This window comes from Streptomyces sp. CLCI03 (assembly GCF_053615355.1).
In genome coordinates, this window is the sequence record NZ_CM132132.1 from 5634446 (window position 1) to 5650803 (window position 16358).

At 72.7% G+C, this 16358-nt stretch carries 16 protein-coding genes and 1 other RNA gene; 7 read left to right on the forward strand and 10 right to left on the reverse strand.

Annotated features, from left to right (window positions below):
- Positions 1-24: 24 nt before the first annotated feature.
- An RNA gene (gene rnpB / locus ACWG52_RS26040) (RNase P RNA component class A) lies at positions 25-426 on the reverse strand.
- Between the two features lie 88 nt (positions 427-514).
- Here rnpB and ACWG52_RS26045 point away from each other — a divergent pair.
- Together ACWG52_RS26045 and ACWG52_RS26050 are read left to right on the forward strand one after the other, a co-directional pair.
- Positions 515-1249, forward strand: coding sequence for a MerR family transcriptional regulator (locus tag ACWG52_RS26045; RefSeq protein WP_389812530.1), 735 nt, complete (start codon positions 515-517; stop codon positions 1247-1249).
- A complete protein-coding gene (locus ACWG52_RS26050; RefSeq protein ID WP_390168719.1) occupies positions 1246-2082 on the forward strand; it encodes a hypothetical protein in 837 nt (278 codons plus the stop codon). Before ACWG52_RS26045 ends, ACWG52_RS26050 begins: the two co-directional genes overlap by 4 nt.
- Positions 2083-2088: 6 nt before the next feature.
- Here the strand turns inward: ACWG52_RS26050 and ACWG52_RS26055 are convergent, their stop codons facing one another.
- A complete protein-coding gene (locus ACWG52_RS26055; RefSeq protein WP_389812525.1) occupies positions 2089-3531 on the reverse strand; it encodes an RNB domain-containing ribonuclease in 1443 nt (480 codons plus the stop codon).
- A gap of 112 nt (positions 3532-3643) precedes the next feature.
- Here ACWG52_RS26055 and yaaA point away from each other — a divergent pair, with 112 nt between their 5' ends.
- Positions 3644-4447: a peroxide stress protein YaaA gene (yaaA, locus tag ACWG52_RS26060; protein ID WP_389812522.1), complete on the forward strand. Its 804-nt coding sequence runs from the start codon at positions 3644-3646 to the stop codon at positions 4445-4447.
- A gap of 67 nt (positions 4448-4514) precedes the next feature.
- Here the strand turns inward: yaaA and ACWG52_RS26065 are convergent, their stop codons facing one another.
- Together ACWG52_RS26065 and ACWG52_RS26070 are read right to left on the reverse strand one after the other, a co-directional pair.
- Positions 4515-5264 (reverse strand): bifunctional DNA primase/polymerase, encoded by a 750-nt coding sequence (locus ACWG52_RS26065; protein WP_389812520.1) that lies wholly within the window; start codon positions 5262-5264, stop codon positions 4515-4517.
- Positions 5265-5434: 170 nt separating this feature from the next.
- Complete coding sequence (locus ACWG52_RS26070; protein ID WP_389812518.1) at positions 5435-6046, reverse strand: TetR/AcrR family transcriptional regulator; 612 nt, start codon at positions 6044-6046, stop codon at positions 5435-5437.
- 81 nt (positions 6047-6127) lie between these two features.
- Between ACWG52_RS26070 and ddaH the strand changes: the two genes are divergently transcribed.
- The gene (gene ddaH, locus ACWG52_RS26075; protein WP_371592743.1) at positions 6128-7000 is read left to right on the forward strand and encodes a dimethylargininase; all 873 of its coding nucleotides are present in this window, start codon (positions 6128-6130) and stop codon (positions 6998-7000) included.
- Positions 7001-7048: 48 nt separating this feature from the next.
- Here ddaH and ACWG52_RS26080 read toward each other — a convergent pair whose 3' ends face one another.
- Both ACWG52_RS26080 and ACWG52_RS26085 read right to left on the reverse strand, forming a co-directional pair.
- Positions 7049-8053, reverse strand: coding sequence for a small ribosomal subunit Rsm22 family protein (locus tag ACWG52_RS26080; RefSeq protein ID WP_389812514.1), 1005 nt, complete (start codon positions 8051-8053; stop codon positions 7049-7051).
- A 65-nt stretch (positions 8054-8118) separates the two neighbouring features.
- On the reverse strand, positions 8119-9438 hold the full coding sequence (locus ACWG52_RS26085; protein WP_389812512.1) for a Bcr/CflA family multidrug efflux MFS transporter: 1320 nt from the start codon (positions 9436-9438) through the stop codon (positions 8119-8121).
- A gap of 109 nt (positions 9439-9547) precedes the next feature.
- Here ACWG52_RS26085 and ACWG52_RS26090 point away from each other — a divergent pair, with 109 nt between their 5' ends.
- The 3 genes from ACWG52_RS26090 (at position 9548) to ACWG52_RS26100 (ending at position 11865) form a co-directional block, all read left to right on the forward strand.
- Positions 9548-10309 (forward strand): SDR family oxidoreductase, encoded by a 762-nt coding sequence (locus ACWG52_RS26090; RefSeq protein ID WP_389812510.1) that lies wholly within the window; start codon positions 9548-9550, stop codon positions 10307-10309.
- A 118-nt stretch (positions 10310-10427) separates the two neighbouring features.
- Positions 10428-11291, forward strand: a complete 864-nt coding sequence (locus ACWG52_RS26095) for a PhzF family phenazine biosynthesis protein (protein WP_389812508.1) — start codon at positions 10428-10430, stop codon at positions 11289-11291.
- A gap of 10 nt (positions 11292-11301) precedes the next feature.
- Positions 11302-11865, forward strand: a complete 564-nt coding sequence (locus tag ACWG52_RS26100) for a GNAT family N-acetyltransferase (RefSeq protein WP_389812505.1) — start codon at positions 11302-11304, stop codon at positions 11863-11865.
- 57 nt (positions 11866-11922) lie between these two features.
- Here ACWG52_RS26100 and efeU read toward each other — a convergent pair whose 3' ends face one another.
- The 4 genes from efeU to ACWG52_RS26120 all read right to left on the reverse strand — a co-directional run bounded on the left by efeU (position 11923) and on the right by ACWG52_RS26120 (position 16310).
- On the reverse strand, positions 11923-12777 hold the full coding sequence (efeU, locus tag ACWG52_RS26105; RefSeq protein WP_389812503.1) for an iron uptake transporter permease EfeU: 855 nt from the start codon (positions 12775-12777) through the stop codon (positions 11923-11925).
- 25 nt (positions 12778-12802) lie between these two features.
- The gene (gene efeB / locus ACWG52_RS26110) at positions 12803-14107 is read right to left on the reverse strand and encodes an iron uptake transporter deferrochelatase/peroxidase subunit (protein WP_390139991.1); all 1305 of its coding nucleotides are present in this window, start codon (positions 14105-14107) and stop codon (positions 12803-12805) included.
- Between the two features lie 31 nt (positions 14108-14138).
- A complete protein-coding gene (gene efeO / locus ACWG52_RS26115; protein WP_389812499.1) occupies positions 14139-15293 on the reverse strand; it encodes an iron uptake system protein EfeO in 1155 nt (384 codons plus the stop codon).
- Between the two features lie 189 nt (positions 15294-15482).
- Positions 15483-16310 carry a heme ABC transporter ATP-binding protein gene (locus ACWG52_RS26120; RefSeq protein WP_389812568.1) on the reverse strand — a complete coding sequence of 276 codons (828 nt, stop codon included), beginning with the start codon at positions 16308-16310 and terminating at the stop codon, positions 15483-15485.
- Between the last annotated feature and the right edge of the window lie 48 nt (positions 16311-16358).

Sequence of the window (16358 nt, forward strand, 5' to 3'; positions counted from 1 at the left end):
GCACCCGAACGGGAGTGGAAGCGGCAGACGAGCCGGCCTGTACGCCGGGTTCTGTCGCCCGGTGACCTCGCGGTCGCCGGGGAGACGGCCATCCATCTAGGACCGGTGTTGCCACCGGCCTCGTGCGGTCTACCCGCGAACTCGGGCGAGCAGCCCTCGATCGTTCGCGCAGACCCGTCCGGGGACGGATCCTCTTGACCTTGCTCCGGGTGGGGTTTACCTAGCCGCCTGAGTCACCTCAGGCGCTGGTGGTCTCTTACACCACCGTTTCACCCTTACCGAGGGCCGAAGCCCCTGGCGGTCTGTTTTCTGTGGCACTGTCCCGCGGGTCACCCCGGGTGGCCGTTAGCCACCACCCTGCCCTGTGGAGCCCGGACGTTCCTCGGCGGGATCCTGAGACCCCGACGCGGCCGCCCGGCCGACTCGTCTGCCGTGGTGACCATGTTACCCGCGGCGACGGCCGGGTCCGACCTTGCTTGACCTTGACGCAGCGGCAGGGTTTCTACTGGGGGGCATGCGGATCGGAGAGATCGCCGCGGTCGTCGGGGTCACCACCCGGGCGATCCGGCACTACCACCATGTCGGGCTCCTCCCGGAACCGGAGCGGCGCCCCAACGGCTACCGGGCCTACAGCCTCCGTGACGCCGTCCTGCTGGCCCGCGTACGCCGGCTCACCGAGCTCGGGCTCGGCCTCGACGAGGTGCGGGACGTCCTCGCCGACGACGCCGGGCGCGAACTGGCCGAGGTCCTCACGGAACTCGACGCCGACCTCGCCCGGCAGGAGGCCGAGATCCAGGAGCGGCGGCGCCGGCTCGCCGTGCTGCTCGCCGCCGGGCCGGGGGAGGCCGAGCCGCTCTCGCCCGGGCTCGCCGCCCTGTTGGCGAAGGCGCCCCGCACGGACTCGCCGGCCGCCGCCAAGGACCGCGAACACCTGACCCTCCTCGACGCGACGGGCGCGGGCGGCCAGGAGATCTACGCCGCGATGGGCCCGCTGGCCGCCGATCCCGCCGTGCTCGCGCTGTACGTGCGACTCGACGAGCTCGCCGACGCGCCCGTGGACGACCCGCGGATCCCGCCCCTGGCGGCGGAGCTGGTGGCGGCCGTCCCCGACGAGGTGTTCGCCGCGATCCCCACCGACGGGGTGGTCGTGACCGGGTTCCAGGAGGCGCTGCTCGCCGAGTACGCGCCCGCGCAGGCCGAAGTCGTCCGCCTCGTCATGGAGGCGTTCATGGAGAGGGGGCGGGGATGACCCGCATACGGGCGGCACGGATCGCCGTCACCGCCGTCGTCCCGGCGGAGCTGGGGCTCGTGGTGTGTCTGGCGGCCGGGGTGCGCCTGCCGGGATGGGCGCTCGCCGTCACCGAGGCGCTCCTCGTCGGGGTGCTGCTGCTGGAGGCCTGGGTGCTGTACGGCCTCTACGCCGCCGAGCGGGCCCGCGGCGCGGACCGCCGGGCCGCCCGCCGCGCCGCGGTCCGGGCCGTGGTCCCGACGCAGGTGCGGCGGCTGGTGCTGCACGAGCTGCGCGCCGCCGCCTCGCTGGGGCGGTGGGCCGTCCGCGGCAAGCACGGGGTGCGCCCCGGGGACCTCGCCGCCGCGTACACCGGACCGCAGACGGCCATGATGTACGGGATGCTCTTCGTGTCGGTGATCGAGACCATCGGCCTGGCCCTGCTCATCCCCTGGCCGACGGTCCACCGGGTGGTGCTGGTGCTGGACGTGTACGGCATCCTGCTCGTCCTCGCGCTGCACGCCGCGTGCGTGACCCGGCCGCATGTGGTCCGCCCCGACGGGTCGCTGAGGATTCGCTACGGTGCCCTGTTCGACCTGGCCGTCCCGTCGGACGCGGTGGCCTCCGTACGGGTGGACCGACGCTACCCCGAGGGCCGGCTGGTGACGCTGTCCGAGGACGGGGTGCTCGACCTCATCGTCGGCAGCCAGACCACCGTGACCCTGGAACTGAACCGGCCGCTGCGCTTCACCCGGCCGCTCGGCGCGACGGGCGAGGCCCGGACCGTCCGCTTCCACGCCGACGACCCGCGCGCGCTGGTCACCGCCCTGCGTCGGCAGCCCGCCGGAGCCTAGGCGCCCCTATACGGGCGCGAAGAGGAGCTTCGAGGTGCCCGGGTCGGCCTGCGTCAACCGGACCCGGATCCGGTCGCCCAGGGGCAGGTCGAGCGTGGTGGACCGGACGCGGCCGACCACCGCCGGGTCCTCCAGGTGGACCGTGCCCACCAGCGGCTCCCGGTCCTTGACCTCGATGACCGTGGCTTCGAACGTCTCCCCGACGCGGTCCTTGAGCACGGCCGCCTCGACCAGGTCCACGGACTCCCGTTCGACCGTGTTCGCCAGCCGGCCGCCTTCCGCCATCTCGTCCGGGAGCGCGGGAAGGGCCTCCAACACCCACGGCGGCGGTTCCGTCCCGGCCACCGCCGCCAGGCACAACTCCCCGGTGTAGCGGTCCACGAGTCGGCGCAGCGGCGCGGTGCAGTGCGTGTACGGGGCCGCCACCGCGGAATGGATCGCCGGATCGGGGCTCTCGCCGCCGGTGAAGGCCGTGTAGCCCGCGCCGCGCAGCAGGGCCGTGCACTCCTGGAGGAAGGCGGCGTGGGCGGGGCGGTGCGGGTCGAGGGAGCGCACGAGTTCGGCGTACGGCACGTGGTGCGGCCAGTCGATCCGGAGGGCCTTCGCCGTCCGCCGGAGCTTGCCGACCGCGCCGTCGGGGGCGCTGGGGAGCGTACGCAGGATGCCGGTGCCGGTGGCCAGCATCAGATCGGCCGCGGCCATGCCGGCCATCAGGGAGATCTGCGCGTTCCAGCCGTCGGCGGGCAGCGGGGCGCGGTAGGCGAGGGAGTAGGTGCCGTCGCGCTCGACGATCTCCTGCTCGGGCACGTTGAGGGAGATGCCGCCGCGTGCCTGTTCCAGGGCCTCGCGGAGCCGGCCGATGTCCTTCAGGAGGGCGAGCGGCTCCTCCGCCGTACCGGTGTCGATGGCCTTCTGGACGCCGTCGTAGTCGAGCCTGGCCCGGCTGCGGATCAGCGCGCGCCGGACGTCGACGGTCTCGACCCGGCCCTCGGGGTCCAGGTCGAAGGACCACACCAGAGCCGGGCGGAGCTGATCGGGCAGCAGGCTGGCCGCGCCCTCCGAGAGGACGGCCGGGTGCAGCGGGACCTTCCCGTCGGGGAAGTACAGGGTGGTCACGCGGCGGTGGGCCTCGGCGTCGAGGGCGCCGCCCGGGGTGACGAAGGCGGCGACGTCGGCGATCGCGTACCGGACCCGGTAACCGCCGCCGGGACGCTTCGCCAGGTGCATGGCCTGGTCGAGGTCGACCGAGTCCGGCGGGTCGATCGTGAAGAAGGGGATGTCCGTACTGTCCAGCTCCGGGAGCCGGGGGTGCGCCGCAGCCTGCTCGGCCTCGGCGAGGACCTCGGGCGGAAACGCCTCGGGCACCTCCAGCTTCGTCCGCAGTTCACGCAGCGCGGCCCGCAGAGCAGCCCCGTCTGCGCCGGTCATGTGCATCTGACGGCGTGGCATGCGTCGAGCGTAGGGGCGGGGGGCTCGGACGGCGCGGCGAGCGGGGGCGGCGGACGTCTACCCTGGCTCGGGGGCCGCACCCCCTGCGACGTCGTACCGAAGGAGAACCACCGTGCTCGTGCTGCTGCCGCCGTCCGAAGGAAAGGCCGCCGGCGGCTCCGGCGCACCCCTGAAGCCGGAGGCGCTGTCCCTGCCCGGTCTCGCTCCGGCCCGTGCGGCGGTGCTGGAGGAGCTGGTCGAGCTGTGCGCGGCGGACGAGCTGAAGGCGCGCGAGGTGCTGGGCCTGAGCGAGGGCCTGCGCGGCGAGGTCGCCAAGAACGCGGAGCTGCGTACGGCGGGGGCCCGGCCTGCGGGCGAGATCTACACGGGCGTGCTCTACGACGCGCTCGGCCTGGCCGATCTGCCGGCCGCGGCGCGGGCGTCGGCCGAGGACGCGCTGCTGGTGTTCTCGGGGCTGTGGGGCGCGGTGCGGATCACCGACCGGATCCCGTCGTACCGCTGCTCGATGGGCGTGAAGCTGCCCGCGCTGGGCGCGCTGGGGGCGTACTGGCGGGGGCCGATGGCGGAGGTCATGCCGGAGGCGGCCGGGGACGGGCTGGTGCTGGACCTGCGGTCGGCGGCGTACGGGGCCGCGTGGAAGCCGAAGGGTGAGGTGGCGGGGCGGACCGCGACCGTCCGGGTGCTGCACTCGCAGATGGTGGACGGGGTGGAGAAGCGGTCCGTGGTGAGCCACTTCAACAAGGCGACGAAGGGCCGGTTGGTACGGGACCTGCTGACGGCGGGGGCCGCGCCGGCTTCGCCCGCCGAACTGGTCACGGCCCTGCGGGATCTGGGCTACGCCGTCGAGGCCGAGGCCCCTGCGAAGCCGGCGAAGGCCTGGTCCCTCGACGTGGTCGTGACCCAGATCCACCACTGACGCGCCGTACCGGGGGCTCCGCCCCCGCGCCCCCGCGCCTCGAACGCCGGCGAGGCTGGATTCTGTCCTAGTGGCCCAGGGGCCAGGCGACCGCGGCCGGGGTCAGGTTCGTGGTACCCGCGTAGGCGGCGCAGGCGTCCGTCAAGGTTTCCAGGAGGGTGAGCGGGTCCGGGAGGGTGTGCTCCATGCCGCGGATCCAGGTCACCGCCTGGTCACCGGGCAGGGTCGCCGGCGGGACCAGGACGTAGCTGCCGCGGCAGTGCCAGCGCAGGCCCGGGTGCTCGTCCATCGTCTCGGGGTGGCAGTCCAGTTCGCACGGCCACCACTCGTCCTCGTCCTCGGGGGTGCCGCGGGTGGCGGTGAAGAAGAGCATCCGGGCCTGTTCGCCGGTGCCGCCCGATTCGGCGACGGGGCCGACCTCGATCCCGGCCTCCAGCAGTCGGGCCAGGGCGGCGGTGCCGGCCTCCAGCGGGACGTCGAGGACGTCGTGGACCATGCCGGTCGCGGTGATGAAGTTGGCCTGGGGCTGGTTGCGCGCCCAGCGTTCGACCTGGGCGCGGTCGGTGGTCGACTGGGTCTGCCAGGCGAAGGAGACGGGGTGCCGTGCGGGCGTCGGACAGCCGATCCGGTCGCACGAACATCGGTAACCGGCGGGATGGGCGGCGGGGGCGAGCGGCAGGCCCGCGGCGGCGACGGCCAGGAGGAGCGCCTCGCGCTCCGCTCCGGGGTCCTCGGCGGTGGGTTTCTGCCGCCGGCGCAGCCACTGGGAAATCCTGCTCTGCTCGCCGCGTTTGACGCGGCCGGACTCAGACCCCATCTATCCCCTCACCTCACCGTATCCCCGGCGGACCAACCCATCGTCCCACCATCCTGAGCCCCGGGTGACCGCTCTTGACGAGCGGGGGGTTGAAGATACGCGACCGGATACCCCTACATAACCATAGAATTCGGCCATATCTTCTCGGCCGATCTTCGATTCCCTGCCCGCTATCGGGCGGTGACGTTGGCCACCCCGCCCAGCACCCGGTCCACGAGCGCGTCGGTGTAGGCGTGCGTCAGGGGCGCGGTGCGCATCAGCCAACGGTAGGTGAGCGGCCCCACGAGCATCTCCACCGTCAGCCGCAGGTCCGTGTCCGGCGCGAGCAGGCCGGCCTCCACGGCGGTGCGCAGCCGGGCCTCGTACAGGGCGAGCTGGGGTTCGAGCAGCTGCTCGGTGAAGCGGGCGCCGAGCTCGGGATCGGTGGCGCCGGCCGCCGTCAGGGCGCGCGAGGGGGCGTCGTACTTCTCGTCGTTGAACTGGTCGACCGTCGTCCGCAGGACGTACTTCAGGTCGGCCGCGAGATCCCCGGTGTCGGGGAAACCGGCCCACTCCGCCTCCGTCTCCGCGTCGCCGAAGAGGGTCAGTGAGGCGTCGAGGAGGACGGCGGCCTTCGAGGGCCACCAGCGGTAGATGGTCTGCTTGCCGACGCCCGCGCGGGCGGCGATGGCCTCGATGGTCAACTTGTTGTAGCCGACCTCTCCGACGAGGGCGAGCGAGGCGTCGAGGATGGCGCGCCGGGAACGGTCGCTGCGGCGGGTGGCGTCAGGGGTCTTGGGCATGGCCCGAAATTACCAAAGCGAGACGTCTCGTCTTTTTCCAGGTTTGCGTAAACCACCCAATCAGTTCACTGTGCTGTCCAGGTGGAGGAGAGACGATTCTCTCCAGCACTCGTCCCGAGTCGTGAAAGTCGTGAGGAGCCTTCTTTGCGCAGAGACGCCACACCCCGGCGCTACCTGATGTGCCCACCCGCACACTTCAAGGTCACGTACTCCATCAATCCGTGGATGGATCCCACGAAACCGGTGGACCTGCCCCTCGCACTGGCCCAGTGGGAAGACCTGAGGGACCGTTACCGCTCCCTCGGTCACATCGTCGAAACCCTCGAACCCGACCCCGCCCTGCCCGACATGGTCTTCGCGGCGAACGGGGCCCTCGTCGTCGACGGCCGGGTCCTCGGGGCCCGGTTCGCCTACCCGGAACGGACCGCCGAGGCCGAGCGGCACCTCGACTGGTTCCGCGGCAACGGCTACACGGACATCCACGAGCCCTCCCACGTCAACGAGGGCGAGGGGGACTTCGCGGTCACCGAGCACTACATCCTGGCCGGCCGGGGCTTCCGCTCCAGCCCGCTCTCGCACGACGAGGCCCAGGAGTTCTTCGGCCGCCCGGTCATCGGCCTCGACCTGGTGGACCCGCGCTACTACCACCTGGACACGGCGCTCAGCGTCCTCGACGGCGACGAGATCATGTACTACCCGGAGGCCTTCTCGCCCGGCAGCCGGGGAGTGCTCAGGCGGCTCTTCCCGGACGCCCTGATCGCCGACGGCCGCGACGCGGCCGCCCTCGGCCTGAACGCGGTCTCCGACGGCCTGCACGTCCTGCTCCCACAGGCGGCGACCGGCCTGCTGGAGCCGCTGCGGGACCGGGGGTTCGAGCCGGTCCCGATGGATCTGGGCGAGCTGCTCAAGGGCGGCGGCAGCGTGAAGTGCTGCACCCAGGAGCTGCGCCCGTAGGACCGGCCAAGGCCGCGACCACGGCCGTGGTCGCGGCTACGGCTACGGCTACGGCTGCGGTGCCGGGGGCCAGGCCTGGCCCCAGTCGGCGTCCCGGGCGGCCTTGTAGAGGTCGCCGTGGCGCTTGGTCACGTTGACCCGGGTCAGGCCGCTCCCCTCGGGTCCGCACAGTTCCAGCAGGACGAGCCCCTTCCGGATCTGCGGTCTCCGCGTGATCCGGGAGGCGGCCGGCTCCGTCGGGAAGCGGGTGGCGGCGACGTAGCTGAACTTCTCGTCCTCGTAGGGCAGCGAGCCGCCCTTGACCTGGCGGTGCAGGGAGGATCGGCTCACCCGCGCCGAGAAGTGGCACCAGTCCTTGCCGACCTCGATCGGACAGGTCCCGTCGTGCGGGCACGGTGCGGCGATCCGCAGCCCGGCCTCGATCAGCTGGTCACGGGCCTCGCGGATGCGCAGGTAGCCCTCCGGCGTACCCGGCTCGATCAGCACCACGGCCTGGCCGGCCCGTGCCGCCTCGGCGACGACCGCCGCGCGCGCCGGTGCGGTCAGTTCGCCGAGTACGTAGGACACCGTCACCAGGTCCGCCTCGGGCAGGGTCAGCCCGGAGCCGATGACCGCCCGGCGCCAGGCCGCGGCGCGGAGCACCTCCGAGGTGGACGCCGCCGCCAGTTCCCGGCCGAGGGCCAGGGCCGGCTCCGCCCAGTCCAGCACGGTGGTCTGCCGCGGGCCGTCCCAGGTGGCGTCCACCGCCCAGGTCGCGGCGCCCGTGCCGCCGCCCACGTCCACGTGGGAGCCCGGCGCCCAGTCGGGCGCGGCCTCGGCCAGCCCGTCGAGGGCGCCCCGGACGGCCTCGAAGGTGGCGGGCATCCGGTACGCCGCGTACGCCGCCACGTCGGAGCGGTCGCGCAGGACGGGCGCGTCGGTCGGGGTCTGTCCCCGGTAGTTGGCGATGAGCCGCTCGACGGCGGCCGTGGCCTGCTTCGGGGGGAGCCCGTCGAGCAGTCCGCCGAGCGTGCGGCGGAGGGTTTCGGCGGAGGTGGGGGCGGAGGCGTTCACCTGCTGAGTTTACGGCGGGCCGGGGCCGGGGCCGGCAGGGAGGGCCCCGGCTCCGGCCCCTCGGCTCAGTCCTTCGCCGGGGCGGGCGCGGGGTGTGCGTCCCGCTGCTGCCAGGGGCGGCACAGGGCCAGGAAGCAGCTCACCGAAAGCATCGCGCACACCAGCTGCACCAAGGCCATCGGGACCGCGGTGTCCTCGCCCGCGATGCCCACCAGCGGGGAGGCGATCGCGCCGACCAGGAAGGAGGTGGTGCCGAGCAGCGCGGAGGCCGATCCGGCCGCGTGCGGGGTCCGCATCAGCGCCTGCGCGTTGGTGTTCGGCAGCACGATGCCCATCGCCGACATGAGGACGAACAGCGCGGTGGCGATGGGGGTCAGCCCGATCTCGCCGAAGACGCCCGTCGCCATCAGCAGCAGGGACACCGCGGAAACCAGGACGACCGCGAGGCCGACGGCCAGCACCTTGTCCAGGCGCACCCGGCCGACCAGCAGCTTGCCGTTGATCTGCCCGACGAGGATCAGGCCGACGGAGTTCAGGCCGAAGAGCAGGGAGAAGGTCTGGGGCGAGGCGCCGTAGATCTCCTGCACCACGAAGGGGGAGGCGGAGATGTAGGAGAAGAGGACGGCGAAGGCGAAGCCGCCGGTCAGGGTGTAGCCGGCGAAGACCCGGTCGCCGAGCAGCCCGCGCATGGTCCGCAGCGCGGAGCCGACGCCGCCGGTGTGTCGCCGCTCGGGCGGCAGGGTCTCGCCGAGGCCGCGCCAGACCATCAGGGTGAGGACCGTGCCGACGCCGGTGAGGACGACGAAGACGCCCCGCCAGTCGGCGAAGCGCAGCACCTGGCCGCCTATGAGCGGCGCGACGATCGGGGCGGCCCCGGATATGAGCATCAGGGTGGAGAAGAAGCGGGCCATCTCGTCGCCGTCGTACAGGTCGCGCACGACGGCGCGCGCGATGACGACTCCGGCGGCCCCGGCCAGCCCTTGGAGCAGCCGGAAGGCGATCAGCAGCTCGGCGGTCGGGGCGAGGGCGCAGATCGCGGTGGCCAGGACGTAGACGACCATGCCGACGAGCAGCGGCCGGCGGCGTCCCCACTTGTCGCTCATCGGGCCGATGACGAGCTGGCCGAGGGCCATACCGGCGAGGCAGGCGGTGAGGGTCAGCTGGATCGTCGCGGCGGGGCTGTTCAAGGCGTCGGTGACCTGCGGCAGGGCCGGCAGGTACATGTCCATGGACAGCGGGGGGAGGGCGGTGAGCCCGCCGAGTATGAAGGTGACGAGCAGGCTCGTGCGGCGTGCGCGCGTCAGGGACGCGGTGGCGGCGGGGGCGGAGGGCGATTCGGGCGACGAGTCGTGCGAGGGTGCCGTCGCGGGGCCTCTCTCCGACATGCGGAACTCCAGTCTTCTCATCTGCTTTTATGCACCCCTGACCGACCCATGTTCTCAGCAATCGGAACGTCCCGGGACCGGAGCGTGCTGTGACGTACCCTGCGGCCCCATGGACGAACCTACGAAGAAGATCGCCGTGGTGACCGGCGCCGGCTCCGGGATCGGCCGCTCCGTGGCCCTGACCCTGGCTGCCGCGGGCTGGTCCGTGGCCGTGGCCGGCCGCCGGGCCGAACCGTTGGAGGAGACCGCCGCCGCGGCCGGGCCCGACGCCGACGTGCTGTGCGTGCCGGCCGACGTCAGCGACCCGGACGACGTGAATCGGCTGTTCGAGTCGGTGCGCGCCCGCTACGGGCGCCTCGACCTGCTCTTCAACAACGCCGGCACCTTCGGACCGGGCGGGGTCCCGCTGGAGGACCTCACCTACGAGGCCTGGCGTTCGGTCGTCGACGTCAACCTCACCGGTTCCTTCCTGTGCGCGCAGGCCGCCTTCCGACAGATGAAGGCGCAGGACCCGCAGGGCGGCCGCATCGTCAACAACGGCTCCATCTCGGCGCACGTGCCGCGCCCCCACTCCGTCGCCTACACCGCGACCAAGCACGCGATGACCGGCCTGACCAAGTCCCTGTCGCTGGACGGGCGGCCGTACCGGATCGCCTGCGGCCAGATCGACATCGGCAACGCGGCGACCGAGATGACCGAGCGGATGCAGACCGGGATCCTCCAGGCCAACGGGCAGCTGGCCGTCGAGCCGGTCATGGACGCCGCCGACGTGGCCCGCACGGTGCTGCACATGGCGGAACTCCCGCTGGAGGCGAACGTGCAGTTCGCGACGGTGATGGCGACCTCGATGCCGTACATCGGCCGCGGCTGAGCCACCGCTGAGCCACCGCCGAGCCGCGCGCGTCCCGCCGGATCGACGCCCGAGCCGCGCCGGAGCCGTCGTGGGAATGGCGTTGCCAGGCCGTGGGGGCGCGGTCGATCATGACCGGATGACCGATACCGAGGTACTGCGCTACACCGCCTTCTCCCATGACCCGGACGGCGGCAACCCGGCCGGGGTCGTGCTCGACGCCACCGGTCTGGACGACCGCGCCATGCTGGAGATCGCCGCCGAGCTGGGCTACAGCGAGTCGGCCTTCCTGACCGCCCCGCCCGAGGGGTTCGGCGGTGAGGAGGGCCGGTCCTTCACCGTGCGCTACTTCAGCCCGAAGGCGGAGGTCCCCTTCTGCGGGCACGCGACCGTGGCCACGGCCGTCGCGCTCGGGGAGCGGATCGGGCCGGGGGAGCTGCTCTTCGCCACCCGGGCGGGGACCGTACCGGTGTCCGTCACCACCGAGGGCGAGCGGCTGCGGGCCACGCTAACCAGCGTCGAGCCGCACACCGAGGAGATCGCCGCCGAGGACCTCGCGGAAGCACTGGCCGCGCTGGACTGGCCCGAGGCCGACCTGGACCCGGCCATCCCGCCCGCGATCGCCTACGCCGGGGCACGGCACCTGGTGATCGGCGCCCGCACCCGGGGCCGGCTCGCGGACCTGGCCTACGACTTCGCCCGGCTGGAGGCCCTGATGCGGCGCCTGGACCTCACCACGGTCCAGCTGGTGCACCGGGCCGGCCCCGCGGAGTTCCACGTACGCGACCCCTTCCCGGTCGGCGGGGTGGTCGAGGACCCCGCCACGGGAGCCGCCGCGGCCGCCCTCGGTGCGTACGCCCGCGAGCGCGGCCTGGTCCCGGCGGACGCCGTGCTCACCCTCCACCAGGGAACGGACATGGGCCGTCCCGGCGTGCTCACCGTGGAACTGCGCGAGGGCGACCCGCGCGTCCGGGTCAGCGGCACGGGAGTACGGATTCCGTGAGCGACCGTCGATGAGGGTGCTCCGGTTCGCGGAGGCGGACCTGCCCGCGGACCTCGCACGGGAGGTCGCCGCGCTGGAGGAGAGGGCGTGGCCCGGCTCCACGCCCGGTCACGACCCGGCGCTCCACCCGAGGACGATGCTGCTCGTGGACGCGGTCGGCACGGTGACCGCCGCGCTGTCGCTGCTGTACAAGCCGATTTCGCTCGCGGACCGCACGTACCGGGCCGCCGGACTCAGCTCCGTGGTCGCCCTGCCGGAGCTGCGCGGCCGCGGTCTCGGTGGCCGGCTGGTGGCGCGGGCCCGCGCCGAGCTGGCGGCGGACCCGGCCGTGGACCTGGCGCTGTTCAGCTGCGACCGGCCCCTGGCGGCCTTCTACGAGGCGGCCGGCTTCGAAGTGCTGCCCGGCACGGTCCTGGTGGGCGGGACCCCCGAGGATCCCCTGGCCACCGACGATCCCGGCTTCGACAAGGTGGTGCTCGCGGCCTTCTTCTCCGAGGACCCGGACCGGGACCGCGCCGCCTTCACGGGCGTCCGTGTCCCGCTCCACCCCGGAGACACCGACAGGCTGTGGTGACGGGCCCGAGGGCCCCGCACCACAGCCTGTCGGCTGTGCTCTCCCGGAGACGTCCGCTCAGTTGGCGGGCGTCGAGCCCGAGTCCGCGGGCCGCAGCTTCGGCGCGGCCGGCCGGCTGCGGTCGAGGAGGAACAGCGTCAGCACGGGGACCAGGTACAGCAGCCACACCGTGAGCTGGAGGACCGTGGGATCGGGCTGGAAGTTGAAGACGCCCTTGAGCAGGGTCCCGTACCAGCTGTCCGGCGGGATCGTCTCGCTGATGTCGAAGGCCTTGTCGCCCAGGCCGCCCAGGAAGCGGGCCTCCTGGAGGTCGTGTACCCCGTACGCGAGCACGCCCGCGGCCACGATCACCAGCATGGCGCCGGTCCACCGGAAGAACTTCGCCAGATTGATCTTCAGCGTGCCCCGGTAGAAGAGGTAGCCCAGCGCGATCGCCGTGGCGATGCCCAGCAGCACACCGATCAGCGGCGCCGAGGAACCCTCGCCGCTGGCCCGTACCGACGCCCACACGAACAGCGCCGTCTCCAGGCCCTCCCGGCCGACGGCCAGGAACGCGGTGGCGACCAGCGCGCCGGTGCCCATCGCCAGCGCCGTGTCGAGCTTGCCGTGCAGGTCGGCCTTCAGATGCCGCGCGGTGCGCTTCATCCAGAAGACCATCCACGTCACCAGACCCACCGAGATGATCGACAGGGTGCCGCCGAGCAGCTCCTGCGCCTCGAAGGTCAGCTCCTGGGTGCCGAATTCGAGCATCGCGCCGAAGGCGAGGGAGATCCCGCAGGCGATCGCGATGCCCAGCCACACGGGACGCAGGGCGTCCCGGCGGTCGGTCTTCACCAGGTAGGCGACGAGGATGCAGACGACCAGACTGGCCTCCAGCCCCTCGCGCAGGCCGATCAGATAGTTGCCGAACACGGCGGTGGTTCCTCTCCGGCGGGGACTACGCGAACAGCGTCCGGCCCCACCAGTCGTCCTTGTCGCGGACGCCCGGCGGGACGGCGAAGACGGCCGAACCCACGTGCTGGATGTATTCGTTGAGGACGTCGGACTTGGCCAGGTTGCGCTGGATCGGGATGAAGCCCTTGCGTATGTCGCGCTGGTAGGCGAGGAAGAACAGGCCCGCGTCCAGGCGGCCCAAGCCGTCCGTGCCGTCCGTGAAGGAGTAGCCGCGGCGCAGGATCGTCGCACCGTTGTTGGTGTCCGGGTGCGCGAGGCGCACGTGCGCCTCCGGCTTCATCGCCTTCAGGAACGGCTCGTCGCGCTCCTTGGACTTGCCGACCGGGGCACCCTCGCCCTTGTCGCGGCCGAAGATGTCCTCCTGCTCCTGGAGCGGGGTGCGGTCCCAGGTCTCGATGTTCATCCGGATCCGGCGCGCCACCAGGTACGAGCCGCCGGTCAGCCAGTCGCTGCCGTCACCCGCGCCGACCCACACGTGCTTGTCCAGGGCGGCCTTGTCGTTGCCGGAGATGTTCCGGGTGCCGTCCTTGAAGCCCATCATGTTGCGCGGGGTCTGCTCGTCGGGGGTGGTCGACGAGGTCTTGCCGAAGCCGAGCTGCGACCAGCGCATCGCGGTGCGGCCGAAGCCGATGCGGGCCAGCTGGCGGATCGCGTGCACGGCGACCTGCGGGTCGTCGGCGCAGGCCTGGACACAGAGGTCGCCGCCGGAGCGCGCCGGGTCCAGGTTGTCGCCGGGGAACAGCTCCAGGTCCACCAGCGCCTCGGGACGCTTGCCCTCCAGCCCGAACCGGTCCTTGGCGAACAGGCCCGGCCCGAAGCCGATGGTCAGGGTGAGTCGGGAGGCCTTCAGGCCCAGCGCCTCGCCGGTGTCGTCCGGCGGGGCCTCCGGGAGGCCGCCGAAGCCGCCCTCACCGACCGGCAGACCGGCCGTCATCAGCCGGGCCGCCACCGTCCACTCCTTGAGGAGCTTGATCAGTTCCTCGCGGTCCTTCGTCTTCACGTCGAAGGCCGCGAAGTGCAGGCGGTCCTGCACGGCGCTCGCGATACCGGCCTGGTGCTCACCGTGGAAGGGCACGGAGGCCCCGGCGGCCGCCGCCGACACCATGTCCGGGCCGCCGCCGAAGGCCGTCATCGCACCGCCGGCCGCGGCGGCGCCGAGCGCGAACCCGGCCCCGCCCCAGCCCAGCACCGCACGCCGCGAAGGCGCCGCGGTGGAGGTCGCCGCCGTACCGTCGCCGTCCTGCTGAGACTGCTCGGGCTGCTGAGCAGCCGAGTCCGACTCGGTCATCGTCTCTCCCGCCTGCTTCCGTCTCCGCCGGCTACTTGGTGACCGCTGCGGCGAGCTTGGAGAGCGGCTCGGCGAGCGCGTTCACGCCGTCCGAGAGCTCCTTGCGCTCCGGCTCGCCGACCTTCTCGTACGAGGTGAACTCGTAGGTGGCCTTGTCGGCGCGGTACTTGTCCAGCAGGGTGTTCAGGGCCGCGAACTGGGTGTCGAGCTGCTTGACCAGCTCCGGGTCGTTCTTCGCGGCGATCGGCTTGAGGAGTTCGTACGCCTTCTCCGCGCCCTCGACGTTGGCCTTGAAGTCGACCAGGTCGGTGTGCGAGTAGCGCTCCTCCTCACCGGTGACCTTGCCGGTGGCGACCTCGTCGAGGAGCTCCTTGGCACCGTTGGCGATCGAGGTCGGGGTGATCTCGGCCTGGCCGACCTTCTTCTGCCAGTCGGTGAGGTCCGCGATCAGGGTGTCGGCGAGCTGCTTCTCGCGGTCGCCGATCTTGTTGTCGACCCACAGGGCCTTCTCCAGGCGGTGCCAGCCGGTCCAGTCCTTCTCCAGGTCCTGGCCGGCCTCCAGGCCGTCCTCGCGGACGTCGACCTTCGGGTCGATGTCGCCGAAGGACTCGGCGACCGGCTCGGTGCGCTCCCAGCCGATGCGCGAGCCGGCGTAGAGCTTCTTCGCGCCCTCGACGTCGCCGGCCTTGACCGCGTCCGCGAAGGCCTGCGCCTTGGGGAGGGTCTCCTCGGCCTGCTGCACCACGTACGCGCGGTAGGCGGCGACCGCGGCGTCCGCCTCGGGGCTGCGCTTCTCCTCGCCGCCGCCCTTGCCGGTGGCCTTGACCTTCTGCTTGATGCCGTCGCCCTTCATACCGGGCTTGCAGACGATCTCGTAGTCGCCCGCCTTGATCTCGGCGGTGATGGAGGCCTTGGTGCCGGGGCCGATGTTCTCGCGCTCGGTCACGATGCGGGCGTCCGGGAAGAGGACGTAGACCTCGGTGACCTTGGAGCCCTTGTTCTCGACGTCGATCTGCACCTTGCCGGACGGGAACTCCGTCTTCGACACCTCGCAGGCGCTGTCGGACGCCGCCACCTTGATCGCGTCGTTGCCGCCCGCGTCGCTCTTCTGGGAGCAGCCGGTGACGGCGGTCAGTGCGGCCGCCACGGAGGCGGCGGCGATGACGGTGAGGCGAGCGGGGCGCATACGAAGGCTCCTGGCGTCGGACGAAGGGGCCGTCCCGAGGAGGGAGAGGCCGATGAGGCGGACCTAACTTAACCGAGGCTTACCTCACCCATACCCCCTCGTACCGTGATTCAGCTCACGGGTTTCGGCCACGGACACGGCCCTGTCACGGGCCCTCCACGACAGCCCCATGGCATGGTCAAGCGAAGGTCAAGCCCGGACGGGGACGACCAGCGGGGCCCCGGTGCGCGGGTGCGGGAGCACCTCCACCGGCTGCCGGTAGACCCGGCTCAGCAGCTCGCCCTCGAACACCTCGGCCGGCGGTCCGTCGGCGGCGATCCGCCCGTCGTGCAGGACGGCGGCCCGGTCCGCGTAGGCGGCGGCGAGCCCCAGGTCGTGCAGGACGACGACGACCGCGTCCCCGGCCGCGGCCCGCTCCCGGCAGATGCGCAGCACGAGCTCCTGGTGGCGCAGGTCGAGGGCGGCCGTCGGTTCGTCGAGCAGCAGCAGCGGGGCTCGCTGGGCCAGTACGCGGGCCAGCGCGACCCGGGCCCGCTCACCGCCGGAGAGCGCGGAGAAAGGCCGCGCGGCGAAGTCCGTGACCTCGGTGGCGGCCATGGCGACGGCCACCGCCTCCTCGTCGGCCTCGGCGAGGGGGGTGCCGGCCCAGGGCGCGCGACCCATCCGTACGACGTCCTCCACCGGGAAGGGGAAGGACAGCGCGGCCGACTGGGGGAGTACGGAGCGACGCAACGCGAGCTCCGGGGCGCTCCAGTCGCCCACCGGGCGGCCGTCGATCCGGATCACCCCGGAGGCGGCGGGCAGATCGGCGGCGAGCGCGCCCAGCAGCGTGGACTTGCCCGCGCCGTTGGGGCCGACCAGGGCCAGCACCTCACCGGCCCGGGCGGTCAGGTCGATCCCGGCCAGGACCTCGCGCTGCCCGAGCCGCAGGTGCAGGTCCACGGCCTCGGCGACGGCGTCGCCCGGGGCGGGGCGGGCCGGGACGGTCCGGCGACCACGGGTGAGCAGCCCGGTCAGCCCGCGGGGTGTCCTGCCGGTCGGGCTGTCGGTCGTTCTGCCGGTCGG

Excerpts from the sequence above, each read along its gene's own strand:
- ACWG52_RS26045 (WP_389812530.1), top strand. The coding sequence starts at position 515 with ATGCGGATCGGAGAGATCGCCGCGGTCGTCGGGGTCACCACCCGGGCG.
- ACWG52_RS26050 (WP_390168719.1), top strand. The coding sequence starts at position 1,246 with ATGACCCGCATACGGGCGGCACGGATCGCCGTCACCGCCGTCGTCCCG.
- ACWG52_RS26055 (WP_389812525.1), bottom strand. The coding sequence starts at position 3,531 with ATGCCACGCCGTCAGATGCACATGACCGGCGCAGACGGGGCTGCTCTG.
- ACWG52_RS26065 (WP_389812520.1), bottom strand. The coding sequence starts at position 5,264 with ATGGGGTCTGAGTCCGGCCGCGTCAAACGCGGCGAGCAGAGCAGGATT.
- ACWG52_RS26070 (WP_389812518.1), bottom strand. The coding sequence starts at position 6,046 with ATGCCCAAGACCCCTGACGCCACCCGCCGCAGCGACCGTTCCCGGCGC.
- ACWG52_RS26085 (WP_389812512.1), bottom strand. The coding sequence starts at position 9,438 with ATGTCGGAGAGAGGCCCCGCGACGGCACCCTCGCACGACTCGTCGCCC.
- ACWG52_RS26090 (WP_389812510.1), top strand. The coding sequence starts at position 9,548 with ATGGACGAACCTACGAAGAAGATCGCCGTGGTGACCGGCGCCGGCTCC.
- ACWG52_RS26095 (WP_389812508.1), top strand. The coding sequence starts at position 10,428 with ATGACCGATACCGAGGTACTGCGCTACACCGCCTTCTCCCATGACCCG.
- ACWG52_RS26100 (WP_389812505.1), top strand. The coding sequence starts at position 11,302 with ATGAGGGTGCTCCGGTTCGCGGAGGCGGACCTGCCCGCGGACCTCGCA.
- efeB (WP_390139991.1), bottom strand. The coding sequence starts at position 14,107 with ATGACCGAGTCGGACTCGGCTGCTCAGCAGCCCGAGCAGTCTCAGCAG.
- efeO (WP_389812499.1), bottom strand. The coding sequence starts at position 15,293 with ATGCGCCCCGCTCGCCTCACCGTCATCGCCGCCGCCTCCGTGGCGGCC.